Origin of the sequence: Sulfitobacter sp. OXR-159, from assembly GCF_034377145.1 — a bacterium.
Taxonomy (GTDB): Bacteria; Pseudomonadota; Alphaproteobacteria; order Rhodobacterales; family Rhodobacteraceae; genus Sulfitobacter.
Genome location: NZ_CP139707.1, coordinates 3,224,590 through 3,242,605, shown reverse-complemented (window position 1 = coordinate 3,242,605; position 18,016 = coordinate 3,224,590). Strand labels below are relative to the sequence as shown.

Genomic DNA, 18,016 nt, shown 5'->3' with positions numbered 1-18,016 from the left:
TGCACAAATGCCCCAGTGGGCGCAACGCGCTGACTGGGGGCGATCCCGACGCCATGCCGGGACCGGAAGGCAATGCTTCCGGAGATTGAGGGGCGTTTACGCGCTGGCGCGGCGTGAGTCAAGCCGGGCAGGGCGGGCGGCAAAAGCTAGCCCAAGCAAAAGCCGCGCCCCGGTGATGGGACGCGGCTGTTTCTGAGCGTGAGGCTGCTTAGGCCGCGTCGCGCAGCGCGTCGATCTGGGCGTTGGCGCGGGCGATGGTGCCTTCGGCGTCCATGGCCAATTGGTCCGCCGCGACAAAGGTCACGTCGGTGATGCCCAAGAACCCCAGCACGAAGCGCAGGTAGCCACTGGCGAAATCGGCGGCGGAATCGATGCCGGTGCCGCCAGAGGCGAAGGCGACGATGACGCGCTTGTTCTCAAGCAGGCCAACGGGGCCGTCTGCCGTGTAGTTAAAGGTCACCCCGACGCGGGCGATCAGGTCGATCCACGCTTTCAGCGAGGCGGGGATGGTGAAGTTATAGATCGGCGCGCTGATGACGATTGTATCGGCGGCTTGGACCTCGGCGACCAGCGCGTCGGACAGGGCGAGGGCTTCTTGATCCAAGGTGCTGCGCTCGTCGGCGGGTTTCACGCGGGCGCTGGCCCATGTGGAATCGATCAGCGGCAGGGGCTCAATGGCGATGTCGCGGGTAACCACATCGCTGTCACCAAGGGTTGAGATGATGCGGTCTGTCAGCTTACGGGTGACAGAGTTCTCGCGGTTCACGGATGTTTCGATACGCAGGGTGGCCATTTGGCGGCTCCTTGTTCCAAGGGTCAATCTGATGACATGGAATTGGGCATTGTGCTCCCGAACGCAACTGCCAGAATGAACGTGACCATGTTCGTAAATGCACAAGTCAGGAAGGCAGGGTGAACCATGGACAATTGGGATGAGATCAGGACGGCCTATCAGGTCGCGCAACTTGGCACCGTCAGCGGCGCGGCAGAGGTGTTGGGCGTGCATCATGCCACCGTTATCCGCCATATCGATGCCTTGGAGGGGCGGCTTGGCGTGAAGTTGTTCCAGCGTCACGCGCGCGGTTATACGGCGACCGAGGCGGGCGAGGATCTTCTGCGGGTGGCGCGGGCCACGGACGATCAGTTCAGCCAGTTGGCCGGGCGGATCAAGGGGCGTGGCAGTGATGTGTCGGGCGAATTGGTGATCACATCGCTTGATTTCCTTGCCCCGCAGCTGGCGCCATTGTTGACTGAGTTCCAGCGCCAGAACCCTGAGTTGGTCGTGCGTTACCTGATCGGAGATCGCCTGTTCCGGCTGGAGTATGGTGAGGCGCATGTCGCAATCCGCGCCGGGGCCGCGCCGGACCAGCCCGACAATGTGGTGCAGCCCTATGCGCAACTTGCGGTCGGGGCCTATGCGAGCCGGGATTACGTGGCGCAATTCGGCATTCCGCAGGGGCCGGAGGACTACCACAAGCACCGCTTCATCGCAGCCGATAACCGCGACAGCCGCGCGCCCTATCACAAGTGGCTTTGGGCCACGGTACCAGAGGAAAGCGTGACGTGGCGCAGCACCAGCGGCGCGGCGATGGAGGCGGCACTGCGGGCCGGGGCAGGAATCGGTGGCCTGCCCGCTGCCATGGGGCGCAATGATCCGCAGTTGGTCGAGATTCACGCCCCCCGTCCCGATTGGAGCAGTGCCCTGTGGTTGGTCACCCATGTTGATCTGCACCGGACCAGTAAGGTGCAGGCGGTGCTGCGGTTCCTGAAGGAACATGCCGAGGATGCGGTCACATGTCCCGAATAAGCGCTTCGGCGCAGGGGCATCTGGCGATGCTCTGTTTCTCGGCGCTGGTGGCGGGGTCATTCTCGCTCGGGGCGCAGGTGGCGAATGAGATCACGCCCACGGCCCTCAATGCCGTTCGGTTCGCCTTGGCCACGGTATTGGTCGGAGCTTTGGCTTGGGGACGGGGCGATATCAACCGGGCAGGCTTTGCAGCACCTTGGCGCTATTTCGTGTTGGCGGGGCTCTTTACACTTTATTTCGTGCTCATGTTCGAAGGGCTCAAGACCGCGCCGCCGGTGGCTGCGGCGGCGGTCTTTACCCTTGTCCCGGTCATGGCGGCGGGCTTTGCATGGGCATTGGTGCGGCAGATCATGACGCCGCGCATGGCGCTGGCATTGGCGATCGGCGGAGCCGGGGCGCTGTGGGTGATCTTTCGCGGCGACCTCGCGGCGCTGTTGGCGTTCGACATCGGCCGGGGGGAGGCGATCTATTTCGTCGGCTGCATCAGTCACGCACTTTATACGCCCATGGTGCGGCGGCTGAACCGAGGCGAGAACGCGGTGATGTTCACCTTTGGCACCTTGCTGGCGGGGACAGTGCTGCTGGGGCTCTACGGCTGGCAGGATATCCGCGCGACGGACTGGGGTGCGCTTCGGCCCTTGGTCTGGATCACGATCCTATACGTTGCGGTCTTTGCCACGGCGGCCACGGTGGTTCTGTTGCAATTCGCGGCGCTGCGGCTGCCCTCGGCGAAAGTGATGGCCTATACCTATCTTACGCCAAGCTGGGTGATCCTTTGGGAGCTGGGTTTTGGCAATGCCCTGCCGGGCGGGCTGATTTGGGGTGGCGTCCTACTGACCATTCTGGCGCTTTACCTGCTGCTGCGCGACGACAGCGCGGAAAAAACACAAAAATTCAAAAAGATGCAGATTTGATGGAACCGGACCGCGTGATCCCGCGTTGGGGCGTGAAATGAAAGTGAAGGACACAACCATGCGTAGTATTATTTACCTGATCGGGTTGATCGTAGTGGTATTGGCTATTTTGCGTTTTGCATTCGGCGTCATCTGACCGTCGATTGATCCTCCCCTTGTCTTATTTACCTCGTGGCAAGGGGGGATCACTCTCTCTACTCAGACCCTGAGCGCGTCACGCCTTCCGCAGTCTCAGGCAGTTCGATTTCCAAAAATCGCTCGAAGGCATCAAGGTTCACCGGCTCAAACTGCCCGAACCCCTGCATCCAGACCGACGCATTCCGCAAAGCATCCGGTTCCAGTTTGCACCACTTCACACGGCCCCGCTTTTCCTGACTGATCAGCCCTGCCGCCGTCAGCACGCCCAAATGTTTCGAGATCGCGGCCAGCGACATCTCGAACGGCTCGGCCACGTCGGTCACGGCCATATCATCCTCCAGCAGCATCGCGAGGATGGCGCGCCGGGTGGGGTCCGCAAGGGCGGCAAACACCTGATCTAGGTCTTGGGTCATGTGCCTGCATAGCGCGGGGCGCGGGAGTGGGAAAGCAGCCATTGCGGCTAACTTAACCACCGGGTTGAATAAGCATCCGGCGCGGTTTCACTGGGATTTGCTTGCGCTGTTTCAAGGGTGCCACCGTCTCGCTCCGGCTAACCTACTGTAAAGACCCGAAAACCTGCGATGCCCAAGGTTGTTGACTCTAACCCGCCCTGACAGTAGCACCGCAGCAGATATTCCTAAGGGGATTTTGGTGTGACCAGCCCGGACCAACGGCAGCAGATGGAGCAGCTTGAGGCCAAACTGGCGGCTGCGAAACAACGCGGCGCACCCAAGCCCCGAGCGGATGAGCATTATTCTCAGGCCAATATGGCATGGCGGATGGTGATTGAACTTGTGGCCGGTCTAGGGATCGGTTTCGGCATCGGATACGGGCTTGATGTGCTCTTTGGCACGCTGCCCATCTTCATGGTGCTATTTGTAATGCTGGGCCTTGCGGCGGGGGTGAAGACGATGCTCCGCACCGCTGAGGAAATCCAGGGCAAACAACAGGCCGAACCGGCCGAACAGGATAAGCCCCATTCGGGCAAGGACGAGGGAGCCTGAGATGGCAACAGAGATAGACGGTGCCGCAGCAGGCGGTCTGGAATTCCACCCGATGGACCAGTTCATCGTATCGCCGCTTTTCAGCGACGATGCTTCCGTTGCTTGGTACACCATCACCAACGCTACCTTCTGGATGGCGCTGGCGGTTCTGGCGACATTCGCTCTGCTGGTGCTGGGCAGTGCACGCCGCTCGGTCGTTCCGGGCCGGATGCAATCGGTTGCCGAACTGGCTTACGGCTTCATCCACAAGATGGTCGAGGACATTTGCGGCAAAGAAGGGCTGAAGTTCTTCCCCTATATCATGACCCTGTTCATGTTCATCGTCATGGCGAACTTCCTTGGCCTGATCCCAACAGCCTTTACCCCCACCGCGCATTTCTCGGTGACCGTGGTGCTGGCGCTGGCCGTGTTCATTACCGTGACCGTCGTGGGCTTCGTTAAGAACGGCGCAGCTTTCCTGAGCCTCTTCTGGGTTTCCTCGGCCCCTCTGGCGCTGCGGCCGGTGCTGGCGATCATCGAATTGATCAGCTACTTCGTGCGCCCGGTAAGCCACTCCATTCGTCTGGCTGGTAACGTCATGGCGGGCCACGCGGTTATCAAAGTTTTCGCCGGTTTCGCTGCCATCGCAGTGATCTCTCCGGTGTCGGTGCTCGCGATCACCGCGATGTACGGTCTCGAAGTGCTGGTGGCCTTTATCCAGGCCTATGTCTTTACCATCCTGACATGCGTGTACCTCAAGGACGCGCTGCACCCCGCACACTAACAACCCCAACAACGGCGGGGCTTCCCGTCAAAGTTTTAACTTCCAATCGTAAGGAGATACCCCAATGGAAGGTCAACTCGCACATATCGGCGCAGGCATCGCAGGTCTCGGCACAGGCATCGCAGCCCTGGGTGTCGGCAACGTTGCCGCCAACTTCCTGTCCGGCGCACTGCGCAACCCATCGGCAGCCGCAAGCCAGACAGCGACCCTGTTCATCGGCATCGCGTTTGCAGAAGCTCTGGGGATCTTCTCGTTCCTCGTCGCTCTGCTGCTGATGTTCGCTGTCTAAGCTCTCGGAACTGTAATCCTTACGAGCGGGCAGGCGCGCATCGCCGTGTCTGCCCGGCTGTAACGGCAAAGTTTCCAAGGAGAAGCCACGATGGCAACTGTAACAACCAGCGACGGGCTGGCCGACGCGACCGGCATTGCGACCCATGCTGCCGAAACGCCGGGCATGCCGCAGCTGAACTTCGATCACTGGGGCAACCAGATTTTCTGGCTGATCCTCGCGCTGATCGCCACCTACCTGATCCTGTCGCGCGTGGCTCTGCCTCGTATCGGTGCGGTTCTGGCTGAACGCCAAGGGACCATCACCAATGACATCGCGGCTGCCGAAGACCTTAAGGTCAAGGCACAGGAAGCCGAAGCCGCCTATGATAAGGCCCTGATCGACGCCCGTGCCGAGGCACAGCAGATCGTGGCCCAAGCCAAAGCGGACATGCAGGCTGATCTGGATGCCGAAATGGCCAAGGCCGATGCCGAGATTGCCGCGCAAGTGGCAGAATCGGAAAAAGCCATCGCCGAAATTCGCGCGGGCGCCATGGACAACGTACAAGCCGTTGCCAAGGACACCGCAGAAGCGCTCGTCGCTGCCCTTGGTGGCACGGCAGATGCTGCAACCGTTGATGCCGCCGTCGACGCGCGGATGAAAGGATAAGCCATGACCAAATCCATGCGCCTGACACTTTCGACCCTGCTCGCTGGCATGGTGGCTTCGCCTGCTTTTGCGGCCACCGGACCTTTCTTCTCGCTGCGCAACACGGACTTCATCGTGCTGCTGGCCTTCCTGCTGTTCCTCGGTATCTTGATCTATTTCAAGGTTCCGACGCTGTTGATCGGCATGCTCGACAAACGCGCCGATGGCATCAAGACCGAGCTGGAAGAAGCCCGCGCCCTGCGTGAAGAAGCGCAGACTTTGCTCGCCTCCTATGAGCGCAAGCAGAAAGAGGTGCAGGACCAAGCGGATCGCATCGTGTCTTCCGCCAAGGAAGATGCCCGTCTTGCTGCCGAACAGGCACGGGCGGATATGGCCAAGTCGCTTGACCGTCGCATGGCTGCCGCGAAGGACCAGATCAGCTCGGCCGAGGCCGCCGCTGTGAAGGAAGTCCGCGACCAAGCCGTGACGATCGCTGTGGCCGCTGCGCGCGATGTGATCGCCAAGCAGATGACCGCTGCACAGGGCAACAAGCTGATCGACGATGGCATCGCCCAAGTCGAAGCCAAGCTGCACTAAGCCAGCGCCCCATCGAATTTTGAAAGCCCCGGTTTCGCCGGGGCTTTTTCTTTTGCGTTAGGCTTTTATTAACCCAACCGCGACAGGCTCAAACCATGCGTTTGCTTCTTATCATTGCGGTGGTGATCGGCCTTGCGGCCTGTACAGCGCCTAGTCGGGACTTCAGGGGCATTCCGGCCGAACGCATCACCGTGGAGGGTTCGGTGTTCGATGTGCGCATTCGGGGGGAGCGGGCGGAAGCGGTGCGGGTGAACACCCAATACGCGCCGCGCTTTGGCCCCATCCGCGGGCGGGCGGGGCGTGCGATGGCACAGGCGAGCGGCTGCGAGGTGAAAGAGGTCTTGGGCGATCAGGCGCTGGCCGTTGGCGTGTTGGATTGCGACTAGAGGGCGCTTGCTGTGGTTGAGGCGGAACACCGGGCTGTGACTTGGACGGCGTCAGAATGACGACACGCGCCGATCCGGCGGGGCTGGCGGAGGCCAGTCTCGGAAATGGCCGAGAGACGACAATATCTTGTGGATAACCGCCGACCGCCCCCTGTCCCTTGGGGCTTTTGATTGACTCGGACCCGTGCCAAACGGCAAGTTCGCCGCTCAGGCAAGAATCAATCACGGCAGGGCAAACTTGCGTTTTTCCAAACTCAGATTAACCGGCTTCAAAAGCTTCGTGGACCCGACGGACCTCGTCATTTCAGATGGGCTGACCGGAGTCGTGGGGCCGAACGGCTGTGGCAAATCCAACCTGCTCGAAGCCTTGCGGTGGGTCATGGGCGAAAACCGCCCGACCGCCATGCGGGGCGGCGGCATGGAAGACGTGATCTTTGCCGGGGCCGCCTCGCGCCCGGCGCGTAACTTTGCCGAAGTGGCGCTGCATCTCGACAACAGCGACCGGCTCGCACCTGCGGGCTTTAACGAACAAGACGCGCTTGAGATCGTGCGCCGCATCACTCGCGATGTCGGCAGCGCCTATAAGGTGAACGGCAAGGATGTCCGGGCGCGGGATGTGCAGATGCTCTTCGCCGATGCCTCCACCGGGGCGCATAGCCCGGCGCTGGTCCGGCAAGGGCAGATTGCAGAGCTGATCAACGCCAAGCCGAAAAGCCGCCGCCGCATTCTGGAAGAGGCTGCGGGGATCTCGGGGCTCTACCAGCGCCGCCATGAGGCCGAGTTGAAACTCAACGGGGCCGAACAGAACCTCGCCCGCGTCGATGATGTGGTTGAACAATTGGCCGCTCAATTGGCCACGCTGGCCCGGCAAGCGCGGCAGGCCGCGAAGTACCGCGAGATTGGCGAAGCGCTGCGCCGCGCCGAGGGCTTGTTGCTCTACCGCCGCTGGCGCGAAGCGGACGAGGCGCGCGCAAAGGCCGAGGATGACCTGCGCGCCCGTGTTGCCGCAACGGCAGAGGCCGAAGCGCAGGTGCGGCGCGTGGCCGAAGGGCGCGAGGAGGCCGAGGCCGCCTTGCCCGGCTTGCGCGAGGAAGAGGCGATTGCGACCGCGATTCTGCAACGTCTGACCACACAGCGCGACACGCTGGCCGATCAAGAAACCCGTGCCGCGTCATTGATCGACACCCTGACCAGCCGCATCACCCAGTTGACCCGCGATATCGAGCGGGAAGGCGGGTTGAACCGCGACGCGGAAGAAACGATCGAGCGTCTCGAAAGGGAAGCGTCCGAGCTTGCCACAGCCGATGAGGGGCACGACAGCGCCCTTGAGGCGGCGGCAGAGGCCGCGCGCGAGGCGGCGGAAGTCTTGCAGACCCGCGAGGCGGACCTTTCCCAGCAGACCGAAGATGTCGCCCGTCTGGCGGCGCGGCACAGCTCAGCCGAACGGCTGCTGCAGGACAGCCGCAAAACGCTGGAGAAGTCGGAAGCCGAAGCCCGCAAGGCCCGCGATGCAGTCGCTCAAAGCCAAGCGACCCTCGACAAAGCTGGTGTGGATTTTGCAGCGGCCCAGCAGGCCGAGGCGAGCGCCGTCACGGCCTCAGCCGCGGCGGATGCGGCTCTTTTGGCTGCGGAAGAAACCCACGCCGACACGCAGTCGCGCGAAGCCGATGCCCGTGCAGAGCGGTCCGAGGCCGAGGGCGAGGCCAATGCGCTGCGCGCAGAGGTGGGCGCGCTGGCAAAGCTGGTCGAGCGCGACACGGCGGAAGGCGGGCAGATCCTCGACCGGTTGCAGGTTGAACAAGGGTTTGAAAAGGCGCTTGGCGCGGCTTTGGCCGATGACCTGCGCGCGCCAGAAGTTGCTACCGATCGACCCTCCGGCTGGTCGATCTTGCCGGGCTACCTAGAGGCGCAGCCGCTGCCCGCAGGGGCGACGCCGCTAACGCAGCATGTCACGGTCCCGAAGGTGCTGGAACGCCGCATGAGCCAGATTGGGCTGGTGGATCCTGAGGCGGGCGCGCGGCTTCAGGCGCAGTTGCTGCCCGGGCAACGGCTGGTCTCGGCAGAGGGTGATCTTTGGCGGTGGGACGGGTTCCGAGCCATGGCCGAGGATACGCCATCGGCTGCGGCCCTGCGCCTGCAGCAGTTGAACCGGTTGGAAGTTCTGAAACAGGCGCTGGAACAGGTGAGCGAACGTGCCGATGCGGCACGGGCCGCGCATGAAACCCTGCAGCAGCAGTTGGCCGAGCAGGCCGAGGCCGACAAACGTGCCCGCGAAGCGCGGCGCGACGCGGATCGACAGGTGGCCGAAGCGGGGCGCGCCCTGAGCCGGGCGGAGGCGGATCGCAACCTTGTTCAAAGCCGTCTGGAATCCCTTGGCCTTGCCGTGAAGCGCCATGAGGAGGCCGCGATTACCGCGCGGGCCGAGGTGATGGACGCCGAACGTACCTTGGCGGGCTTGGACGATCTTGCCGCTGCCCGTGCGACTGTCGACGATATCCGCATGACGGTCGAAGCGTCCCGGATCACGATGATGTCGCGCCGCTCGGCCCATGACGAATTGCGCCGCGAAGGCGAAGCCCGCAGACGCCGGGTGCAAGAGGTCTCGAAAGAGGCCAGCGGCTGGCGGCACCGGTTGGAGACAGCGGGCAAGCGCACCGCCGAATTGGTTGAACGCAAAGCCGCCTCCGAGGCGGAGTTGGCCGAGGCGGGTGCCGTGCCGGCGGAAATCGCGGCGAAGCGGGAAGAATTGTCAGGTGCGATCACCGCAGCCGAAACGCGACGCACCCATGCGACCGACACGCTGGCCGCCGCCGAAGCTGCGCTGAAGGCGGCGACGGATGCCGAACGCGACGCGGAACGGCAGGCCTCGGACGCGCGGGAAGCCCGCGCCCGGGCCGAGGCGCGCAGCGATGCCGCGCGTGAGACGGTGACCCATGCGGCGGACCGTATTCAGGACGAGCGGCAAGTCACGCCCGAGGTCCTGCGCGATGCGCTGGACATCGAGGCGGATCAGACCCCGCCGGTGGACGCGCTGGAAGAGGACGTAAATCGTTACAAAAGGCAGCGGGATTCCTTGGGCGCGGTGAACCTGCGCGCCGAGGATGACGCCAAAGAGATACGCGAAGAGCACGGCGCGCTGCTGACCGAGAAGGCCGATTTGGAAGAGGCAATCAAGACCCTGCGCAGCGGGATCGCGGGCCTCAACCGCGAGGGGCGGGAGCGGCTGCTGACGGCCTTTGAACAGGTGAACGCGAACTTCTCTATGCTGTTTACCCACCTCTTTGGTGGCGGCGAGGCGAACCTCGTGATGGTCGAAAGCGATGATCCATTGGAAGCCGGGTTGGAGATCCTGTGCCAACCGCCGGGCAAGAAGCTGAGCACCCTGAGCCTGCTGTCGGGCGGGGAGCAGACCTTGACCGCGATGGCGCTGATCTTTGCCGTGTTCTTGGCCAATCCGGCGCCGATCTGTGTGCTGGACGAGGTCGACGCGCCGCTTGATGACGCAAATGTGACCAGGTTCTGCGATCTGTTGGATGAGATGTGCCGTCAGACCGATACGCGGTTCCTGATCATCACGCACCATGCGGTGACGATGGCGCGGATGGACCGGCTCTTTGGGGTGACCATGGCGGAGCAGGGGGTCAGCCAGTTGGTTTCTGTCGATCTTAAGAAAGCGGAAACCCTGGTCGCGTAAAGGTGGGAGACGCCGGTTGCGAGGACCGGCCCTTAAAGCGTGCGCGCATCAGGTTGCCGCGGGGTTGCGTGCTGCCGTGAAGCTGTTGCAAGCCGCGTCGCCGAGGCCGTAGTTAGCGTGGACAGAGAGCCGCGATCAGCTTTTGCGCGACACTGTGACGCCAGAGACGTCCTCAATAAACGTTAGAATTCGGGCCTTTACCGCATCGTCCTTGATGGAGCCGATGGCATTCACGATCTCAAGGGAGGGGTCATTGCTGTTCTCGGGGTGGTCGTCATCCAGCCCTTCGAAGAAATAGCCGGGGGTCACATTCAGTATCCGGGCAAGCTCATGCAGGCGGCTGGCGGCAATCCGGTTGGAGCCGATTTCATACTTCTGGATCTGCTGAAACGACAGTTTGAGTTCACGCGCCACATCGGTCTGGGATTGCCTTCGCAGGGTGCGGGCCTGCTTGAGTCGGCGACCGACGTGAACGTCTACAGGGTGGGACATAGTTCAATACCTCAGGTTGAGTACAATACATTCACTACCCGCAATGTGTTGAGGATCAATTGCCTAGATATGGCCCCTTTGGGTTAACCGATTTACCTTGGCTGGATGGATTATGTTGCGTTACCGGATGATTCATGTACCATCCGTTGCCTATGAACCAACATATGTCCGATATTGAGCCGGTCGCACCCGTGCCCCCGACCCCGCAAAAGGACCCTGCGCCGGCCCTTTTGTTCGAGATGATACGCTCATTCGTGACCTTGGCGCAAACGCTGAACCTCAGCCATGCGGTTGCTCAACTGGCAAGCACGCGGCAAACGGTTCGGCGGCATATCCAGCAATTGGAAAAGGCGATGGGCGCGCCGCTGTTCACGATTGAGAACCGGCGCTATTCCCTGACTAAGGCTGGCGTGGAGGCCTTGCCCGAAGCGCGCGATATCATTGACCGGGGCAAGCTGTGGCTGGATGGCAAGACGCGCCACGCCGACGGGATGCTGCGCCTTTCGCACGAAGAGCCGAACGGATGGAGTTTTCACCAGCAACAGCAGCCCTTGTCGCTGATCTGGGATGGGGGCTCCGCGATGATGCAGGCCGCGCTTCAGGCGTGGTGCATGAGCCGGGGAGAGTTGGAGAGCGAAGCCTTTCGCGCCATGCGCCCCTATGTGCTGGTGTATCGCGACTCGCCCAATGGATGGATCTGTACCGAAGTGGGGGAGAAATCGTTCTACACGCAGTGGTGGGGCTGGACCAACGCGCGCAGCAGCATCGGACGGCCACTGAAGCTGTTTCCGGGCGGGCCCGAGTTTGAGAATATGCTGAACTTCCCCTTTCGAGAGGTGGAGGCGACCTGTGGCGTTCGGTTGGACGAGGTGGTTACCCAAATCCCACGCGAAGAGGGTGGCGAGCCGGTGCCCTTGGCCTACAAACGCCTGCTGATGGCCGGGCGGTATCCGGACAAAAGCTTTGCCCTGATCGCGGCGGTGGACCGGTCGACCTCAGTGAATATCGCCGGTGTTGATGACAGCTTCCTGCGCGAGATGCCTTTGGACGCAAAGGTAACATTCGCAGGCTGACGAACATTGAGGGCAAGATGCAAAAAGGGCCGCCCATCAAGGCGGCCCTTTCTGTTTTGGATGCTAACGCAAAGGCTTAGCTGATCGCTGCGGCTTTCACATCGTCGTCGATATAGGGCAGGTATTGTTCAAAGTTGTCCGAGAACATCTTGACCAGTTTGGCCGCCTGACGGTCATAGGATTCCGGATCGTCCCATGTGCGGCGCGGGTCGAGCAGGATGTCGGCGACGCCGTTGACCGAAACCGGAACGTCGAAGCCAAAGTTCGGGTCTTTGCGGTATTCAGCCTCTGCCAGACGCCCTTCAAGCGCCGCGCTCAACAAAGCGCGGGTGGCTTTGATCGGCATCCGCGAGCCGGTGCCGTATGCGCCGCCGGTCCAGCCGGTGTTGACCAGCCAGCAGGTGGCACCATGCTGGGCGATCTTCTCGCGCAGGAGGTTGCCGTAGACCTCGGGGCGGCGCGGCATGAAGGGCGCGCCGAAACAGGTGGAGAATGTGGGCTCAGGCTCGGTCACGCCACGCTCGGTGCCCGCGACTTTGGAGGTGAAGCCCGACAGGAAGTGGTACATCGCCTGCGCCGGGCTGAGCCGCGCGATCGGAGGCAGCACACCGAAGGCATCGCAGGTCAGCATGATGATGTTCTTGGGGTGGCCGCCGACGGCCTTCTCGCTGGCGTTGGAGATATAGTGCAGCGGGTAGGCGGCGCGCATGTTGGCCGTGAGCGAGTCGTCGTCGAAGTCCAGCTCGAAGGTATCGGGATCGAAGACCATATTTTCGATCACGGTGCCGAATTTAGAGGTCGTCGCGTAGATTTCCGGCTCTGCCTCGGGGTTGAGGTTGATGGTCTTGGCATAGCAGCCGCCTTCGAAGTTGAAGGTGCCGTTGTCGGACCAGCCGTGCTCATCGTCGCCGATCAACGTGCGCTCTGGATCGGCGGAGAGCGTGGTCTTGCCGGTGCCCGACAGGCCGAAGAAAACGGCCGTATCAACGGGGTTTCCGGTGGCATGGTTGGCCGAGCAGTGCATCGGCATGATGCCTTTCTCAGGCAGCAGGTAGTTCAGCAGGGTGAAGACCGACTTTTTGTTCTCGCCCGCGTATTCAGTGCCGCCGATGAGGATCATCTTGCGGTCGAAGTTCATCGCGATCACGGTCTCGCTGCGGCAGTTGTGCTTGGCCGGATCGGCCTGGAAGCTGGGGCAGTTGATCACGGTGAAATCGGCGGTGAAGTCCTGCAGCGCTTCGGCATCGGGGCGGCGCAGCATGGTGCGGATGAAGAGGCCGTGCCATGCCAGTTCCGTTACCATCCGTACGTTGATCGCATGCTTGGGGTCGGCTCCGCCAACGAGGTCTTGGACGAAGTAGTCTTTGCCCTGCATATGGGCGATCATGTCTTGATAGAGCGCGTCAAACCCTTCGGGCGACATCTCGGCGTTGTTTTCCCACCAGATGCTGTCGGCCACGCTGTCGGTTTTGACCACATGTTTATCTTTGGGAGACCGGCCTGTGAACTTGCCGGTGGTCACCAGAAAGGCACCGCCTTTGCCAAGGCTGCCTTCGCCCCGTTTCAATGCCGCCTCGACCAGCGCAGGCTCGGTCAGGTTGTAATAGACATCGCCGAGCCCGCTGATCTGCTGATCTTCGAGGCTGAACTGCGGGTTTACCCGTCCAAATGTCATGTGATGTCTCCTGTGGTAGCGCGTGAGCAGCGCAGTACGTGTCCGAGCGGGCGCAATTGCCCTGGGCATCGGGGGCCTTGAGAGCCTCTTAACACGGGCGTTTTCAGGTTGAACAGGCAGCTTTGTCACAGTTAGCGCCATCATGTAAAACTTTGTTTCGAAGCGCTTAGATCCCGGCCCAAAGCGATGCGCACCACCCTGGACTTATCTTGGGTGAGAGTAATTAAAGTGCGGCAATTTAGCCATTCCTAACCAAATTATGACCGAATTGGTGCATCTCGAAGGCACGATTCGCACTTAAGGATTGATTCGATCTGTAATATTGGAGATCACTGACTCCAAAAATAAGAACGAATTGAGCAGCATAAGGAAGCAGGCAATGTCAAAGATTGCATTGGTAGACGATGACAGGAACATCCTGACATCTGTTTCGATGACTCTTGAAGCTGAAGGCTTCGAAGTGGAGACCTACAACGACGGTCAAGCCGCGTTGGACGCCTTCAACAAGAAACTGCCGGATATGGCAGTGCTGGACATCAAGATGCCCCGCATGGACGGCATGGATCTGCTGCAACGTTTGCGTCAGAAAACCGCGATGCCGGTGATCTTTTTGACCTCCAAAGATGATGAGATCGACGAGGTGCTGGGCCTGCGCATGGGGGCCGACGACTACGTCAAAAAGCCGTTCAGCCAGCGCCTGCTGGTCGAGCGTATTCGCGCCCTTTTGCGCCGCCAAGACGCGGTGGAGACGAATGAGGTCGGCGATACCGAAGAGACCAAAGTGATGGAACGTGGCGATCTGCGGATGGACCCGTTACGCCACGCGGTCAGCTGGAAGGGCAAGGACGTGTCTCTGACCGTGACCGAATTCCTGCTGTTGCAGGCTCTCGCACAGCGCCCAGGTTTCGTGAAATCGCGCGACCAACTGATGGACGTGGCCTATGACGATCAGGTCTATGTGGATGACCGGACGATCGATAGCCACATCAAGCGCCTGCGCAAAAAGATGCGCAGCGCAGATGATGAATTTTCGGCGATCGAGACGCTTTACGGCATCGGCTATAGATATAACGAAGAGTAAACCCGGCGCTTAACGCGGGTCGAAAGGAAGCTTGTGCGGGACATGGCTGCTGGCAGGGACGGTGATGTTGTACTGGGGGACGATTGGGTCACTCCTGACAGTGCCGCGCCGGATGAAATTCGGGTCAAGCGCGAACGGCGGGGGCTGTTCTCGCTCCGCTCCTCGCCGCTGACGCGCAAGATCATTACCTTTAATCTCATCGCGCTCAGCGTTCTGGTGGCGGGGATCCTCTACCTCAATTCCTCGCGCGACAGTCTGGCGTTGCAACGCGCCGCAGCGCTGGTGTCCGAGACGGAGCTGATCGCCGATGTGATCGAAGCGCAGCTTCCTGCAGGGGCGCCTGTGAACCTCACCACTGGCGATGGTGTCGATGTGGCCGCCACGCTTGAGGGGCTGGACCTGCGCGGCGGTATCGAAGTTTTCGTCTATGACCCGGCGGAAACGCTGGTGGCCCGCACCGCTGGCAGCCTGACCGTCGCCGAAGCCCTCGCCGCTTCCGAGGCGGGCGAGCGGACGCTGTTGAACGACGGGTTGAACTGGCTTTGGGAGCGTGTCTCGGCCCCCTTCGGCACGGATGAGGTCACCGCCTCCCCACCGCTCGAAGAACAGCTGCGCGGCATGGTCGGCACCAGCGTGACCGGCGGCACCCGGCTGGAAGGCACGCTTGCTATCGAAGGAGGCACGCTGTTCAGCGTTGTGACCCCCATCATGCAGGGCGACACCCCCGTCGGCGTGGTCGCCGTGGCCAGCGCGGCGGGAGAGATTGACCGTCTTGTGCGCAGCGAACGTGAGCGCGTTTTGCAGATGTTCGTCATCGCCACACTGGTCTCTATCGGGCTCAGCCTCGTGCTGGCCTCGACCATTGCCAACCCGCTGGCCGAACTGTCCACTGCCGCCGAACTTGGCCGCGACAAGGATGCGCGCAAGATGAACCCCGGCCGCATTCGCATCCCCGACCTGACCGCGCGCCCCGACGAGATCGGCCGCCTGTCAGGCGCACTGCGCGGGATGGTTTCGGCGCTATACAACCGGATTGACGGCAACGAACAATTCGCCGCCGATGTGGCCCATGAGATCAAGAACCCGCTCGCCTCTCTGCGATCTGCTGTTGGCACCCTGCGCATGGTCAAACGCGACGACCAACGCGAGAAGCTGCTAGATGTGATCGAGCATGACGTGCGCCGCCTCGACCGGCTGGTCAGCGACATCTCCAACGCCTCGCGGCTTGATTCCGAACTGGTCAAGGAAGAGGAAGAGCCCTTCGACCTGCTGCAAATGCTGGGCAATCTGGGCCAATATCTGGGCGAGGATGCGAAATCCAAGGGCATCGACTTTATCACCGATCTGCCCGCCGCGCCGATCACCGTACATGGGCTTGAGGCCCGTTTGGCGCAGGTGTTTGTGAACCTCATCACCAACGCGATTTCTTTTTGCGAAGATGGCGATGCGATCCGGGTCTGGGCGCGCAAGCGTGCCAACCGCGTGCTGATCGTGGTCGAGGACACCGGCCCCGGCATTCCCGAACAGGCGCTTGGCAAGATTTTCAAACGCTTCTATTCGCAGCGCCCGGAAGAGCATTTCGGCAATAACTCCGGCCTGGGCCTCGCGATCTCGAAACAGATCGTCGAAGCCCACGGCGGGGTGATCTGGGCCGAGAATATTCGCCCAACCGAAGCCGACATCACCTCCGAACCGCTCGGTGCGCGTTTCGTCGTGGGGCTGCCTACATAAAGCACGGGCGCGGGGCCTGATATGACAGTCGAGCGCGAAAACCTCCACGCCAGCTGCGTGGCGATCAACGGGCGTGGGGTGCTGATCCTCGGCCCCTCCGGCGCGGGCAAATCGGCCCTTGCCTTGCAATTGATCGCCCTCGGCGCCAAGCTGGTGGCAGATGACCGAACCGATGTCACCCGCCATGGCGAGCAGGTAATCGCCAGCGTTCCTGACACGATCCGCGGCCTGATCGAAGCGCGCTACGTGGGCATCCTGCGGGTCGAAGATCACGGCCCCGTGCCCTTGGGCCTTGTCGTCGATCTGGCCCATACCGAATACCAGCGCTTTCCAGAGCGCCACAGTCATCTGATACAGGGTGTCACGTTGCCCTGTTTTCACAAATGCGATAGCGCTCATTTTGCGGCAGCAATTCATCTGTATATAGCAGGTGTGAAAGAACCGAATTGATCAGTCAGACCTCATCAACAGACCCCGCCACTCGGCGGTTGGTCCTTGTCACCGGCCCTTCGGGCGCCGGACGCTCCTCTGCGCTTAACGTGCTGGAGGATGCGGGCTTTGAGGCGATCGACAATCTGCCGCTGCGTTTGCTGCCCGCGCTGCTTGACCGTCCCGGTGATGCGCAATCGGTGGCCTTGGGCATCGACGCGCGCAACCGCGACTTCTCGACCGAAGGTGTGCTGGAACTGATGGGCCGCCTGTCGGCCGAGCAGGGGTGGAGCGCAGAGTTGCTTTATCTCGACTGTGCACCCGATGTGCTATTGCAGCGATTTTCCGAAACCCGCCGCCGCCACCCGCTGGCCCCCGCCGACCGCCCAGTTGACGGCATCACCCGCGAGCAAGAGCTGCTACACCCGATCCGCGCCCGCGCCGATGTGTTGATCGACACGACCACGCTCAACGTGCACGAGCTGCGCGCCGAGGTGGAGCAGTGGTTCGCCCCCGGCGGCCAGCGCCACCTCACGGTCTCGGTGCAGAGCTTCTCCTACAAACGCGGCCTGCCGCGCGGCGTCGATGTGGTGCATGACTGCCGTTTCCTTAGAAACCCCTATTGGGTGCCTGAATTGCGCAGTGGCAACGGGCGGGATGCGGCTGTCGCGGCCCATGTGGCGGGCGATAAGCGCTACACAGATTTCGCCGATAAGGTGCTCGACCTTAGCCTGCTGTTGCTGCCCGCCTACCGCGAAGAGGGCAAATCGCATATCTCCATCGCATTTGGCTGCACGGGTGGCCAACACCGTTCCGTCGCCATGGCGGAAGATCACGCTTTGCGCCTTGCAGAGCAGGGCTGGCAGGTGTCAATTAGGCACCGTGAGCTGGACCGTCAGCATCGTGAGGAAAACAAGCCGTGATCGGGATCGTCATCGTCGCACATGGGGGGCTGGCGCAAGAGTATCTTGCCGCCATCGAACATGTCGTGGGATCCCAATTCGGCGTACGCGCCATCGCGATTGAGCCCGACCACGACCGCGCCGACAAAGAACGCGAGATATGCACCGCCGCCGATGCGGTGGACCAAGGCGCCGGCGTTGTGGTCGTCACCGATCTTTTCGGCGGATCACCCTCAAACCTCAGCCTCTTGGCGTGCCGCCCGGAAAACCGCCGGATCATCTACGGCGCGAACTTGCCAATGTTGATCAAACTCGCCAAATCGAGGCATATGGATGTGCCCGATGCCGTGCGTGCCGCACTCGAAGCTGGTAAGAAGTATATCGACAGCCAGAATGTCAGCGCAGGTTAGAAGG

General features: G+C 61.7%; 19 protein-coding genes. 15 read left to right on the top strand and 4 right to left on the bottom strand.

Annotated features, from left to right (window positions below):
• Window positions 1-208: 208 nt before the first annotated feature.
• Complete coding sequence (locus T8A63_RS16590; protein ID WP_067627194.1) at window positions 209-793, bottom strand: FMN-dependent NADH-azoreductase; 585 nt, start codon at window positions 791-793, stop codon at window positions 209-211.
• A gap of 126 nt (window positions 794-919) precedes the next feature.
• Between T8A63_RS16590 and T8A63_RS16585 the strand changes: the two genes are divergently transcribed.
• Entirely contained in the window at window positions 920-1,807 is an 888-nt protein-coding gene (locus T8A63_RS16585) for a LysR family transcriptional regulator (protein WP_067937980.1), read from the top strand.
• On the top strand, window positions 1,795-2,721 hold the full coding sequence (locus T8A63_RS16580) for a DMT family transporter (protein ID WP_322344459.1): 927 nt from the start codon (window positions 1,795-1,797) through the stop codon (window positions 2,719-2,721). The genes T8A63_RS16585 and T8A63_RS16580 overlap by 13 nt, the downstream gene beginning before the upstream one ends.
• A 194-nt stretch (window positions 2,722-2,915) precedes the next feature.
• Here the strand turns inward: T8A63_RS16580 and T8A63_RS16575 are convergent, their stop codons facing one another.
• Window positions 2,916-3,272 (bottom strand): ArsR/SmtB family transcription factor, encoded by a 357-nt coding sequence (locus T8A63_RS16575; protein WP_067627198.1) that lies wholly within the window; start codon window positions 3,270-3,272, stop codon window positions 2,916-2,918.
• Window positions 3,273-3,512: 240 nt separating this feature from the next.
• On the opposite strand from T8A63_RS16575, the gene T8A63_RS16570 reads away from it, so the two are divergent.
• From T8A63_RS16570 to smc, 7 genes are all read left to right on the top strand, one after another.
• A complete protein-coding gene (locus tag T8A63_RS16570) occupies window positions 3,513-3,863 on the top strand; it encodes an AtpZ/AtpI family protein (protein WP_322344458.1) in 351 nt (116 codons plus the stop codon).
• 1 nt (window position 3,864) lies between these two features.
• Entirely contained in the window at window positions 3,865-4,626 is a 762-nt protein-coding gene (locus T8A63_RS16565) for a F0F1 ATP synthase subunit A (RefSeq protein ID WP_322344457.1), read from the top strand.
• A gap of 64 nt (window positions 4,627-4,690) precedes the next feature.
• Window positions 4,691-4,915, top strand: a complete 225-nt coding sequence (locus T8A63_RS16560) for a F0F1 ATP synthase subunit C (RefSeq protein ID WP_007118046.1) — start codon at window positions 4,691-4,693, stop codon at window positions 4,913-4,915.
• A 90-nt stretch (window positions 4,916-5,005) separates the two neighbouring features.
• Complete coding sequence (locus T8A63_RS16555) at window positions 5,006-5,563, top strand: F0F1 ATP synthase subunit B' (RefSeq protein WP_269342938.1); 558 nt, start codon at window positions 5,006-5,008, stop codon at window positions 5,561-5,563.
• 15 nt (window positions 5,564-5,578) lie between these two features.
• A complete protein-coding gene (locus tag T8A63_RS16550) occupies window positions 5,579-6,139 on the top strand; it encodes a F0F1 ATP synthase subunit B (protein ID WP_067627217.1) in 561 nt (186 codons plus the stop codon).
• Between the two features lie 95 nt (window positions 6,140-6,234).
• On the top strand, window positions 6,235-6,525 hold the full coding sequence (locus tag T8A63_RS16545) for a hypothetical protein (RefSeq protein ID WP_322344456.1): 291 nt from the start codon (window positions 6,235-6,237) through the stop codon (window positions 6,523-6,525).
• 238 nt (window positions 6,526-6,763) lie between these two features.
• A complete protein-coding gene (smc, locus tag T8A63_RS16540) occupies window positions 6,764-10,219 on the top strand; it encodes a chromosome segregation protein SMC (protein ID WP_322344455.1) in 3,456 nt (1,151 codons plus the stop codon).
• Between the two features lie 135 nt (window positions 10,220-10,354).
• Here smc and T8A63_RS16535 read toward each other — a convergent pair whose 3' ends face one another.
• Window positions 10,355-10,711, bottom strand: coding sequence for a helix-turn-helix domain-containing protein (locus T8A63_RS16535; RefSeq protein WP_067627207.1), 357 nt, complete (start codon window positions 10,709-10,711; stop codon window positions 10,355-10,357).
• 164 nt (window positions 10,712-10,875) lie between these two features.
• Here T8A63_RS16535 and T8A63_RS16530 point away from each other — a divergent pair, with 164 nt between their 5' ends.
• Window positions 10,876-11,784 carry a LysR family transcriptional regulator gene (locus T8A63_RS16530; RefSeq protein WP_236627437.1) on the top strand — a complete coding sequence of 303 codons (909 nt, stop codon included), beginning with the start codon at window positions 10,876-10,878 and terminating at the stop codon, window positions 11,782-11,784.
• Window positions 11,785-11,860: 76 nt separating this feature from the next.
• Here the strand turns inward: T8A63_RS16530 and T8A63_RS16525 are convergent, their stop codons facing one another.
• Complete coding sequence (locus T8A63_RS16525) at window positions 11,861-13,459, bottom strand: phosphoenolpyruvate carboxykinase (protein ID WP_067937990.1); 1,599 nt, start codon at window positions 13,457-13,459, stop codon at window positions 11,861-11,863.
• A gap of 379 nt (window positions 13,460-13,838) precedes the next feature.
• On the opposite strand from T8A63_RS16525, the gene T8A63_RS16520 reads away from it, so the two are divergent.
• Genes T8A63_RS16520 through T8A63_RS16500 form a run of 5 tightly spaced genes read left to right on the top strand, consistent with a single transcriptional unit; the run spans window position 13,839 to window position 18,012 of the window.
• Window positions 13,839-14,540 carry a response regulator transcription factor gene (locus tag T8A63_RS16520; protein WP_067260621.1) on the top strand — a complete coding sequence of 234 codons (702 nt, stop codon included), beginning with the start codon at window positions 13,839-13,841 and terminating at the stop codon, window positions 14,538-14,540.
• A gap of 42 nt (window positions 14,541-14,582) precedes the next feature.
• Window positions 14,583-16,271, top strand: a complete 1,689-nt coding sequence (locus T8A63_RS16515) for a sensor histidine kinase (protein ID WP_067623972.1) — start codon at window positions 14,583-14,585, stop codon at window positions 16,269-16,271.
• A 21-nt stretch (window positions 16,272-16,292) separates the two neighbouring features.
• A complete protein-coding gene (locus T8A63_RS16510) occupies window positions 16,293-16,721 on the top strand; it encodes an HPr kinase/phosphatase C-terminal domain-containing protein (protein ID WP_322344454.1) in 429 nt (142 codons plus the stop codon).
• Window positions 16,718-17,623 carry an RNase adapter RapZ gene (gene rapZ / locus T8A63_RS16505; RefSeq protein WP_300049780.1) on the top strand — a complete coding sequence of 302 codons (906 nt, stop codon included), beginning with the start codon at window positions 16,718-16,720 and terminating at the stop codon, window positions 17,621-17,623. The genes T8A63_RS16510 and rapZ overlap by 4 nt, the downstream gene beginning before the upstream one ends.
• Window positions 17,620-18,012, top strand: coding sequence for a PTS sugar transporter subunit IIA (locus T8A63_RS16500; RefSeq protein WP_067623967.1), 393 nt, complete (start codon window positions 17,620-17,622; stop codon window positions 18,010-18,012). Before rapZ ends, T8A63_RS16500 begins: the two co-directional genes overlap by 4 nt.
• Window positions 18,013-18,016 lie beyond the last annotated feature (4 nt).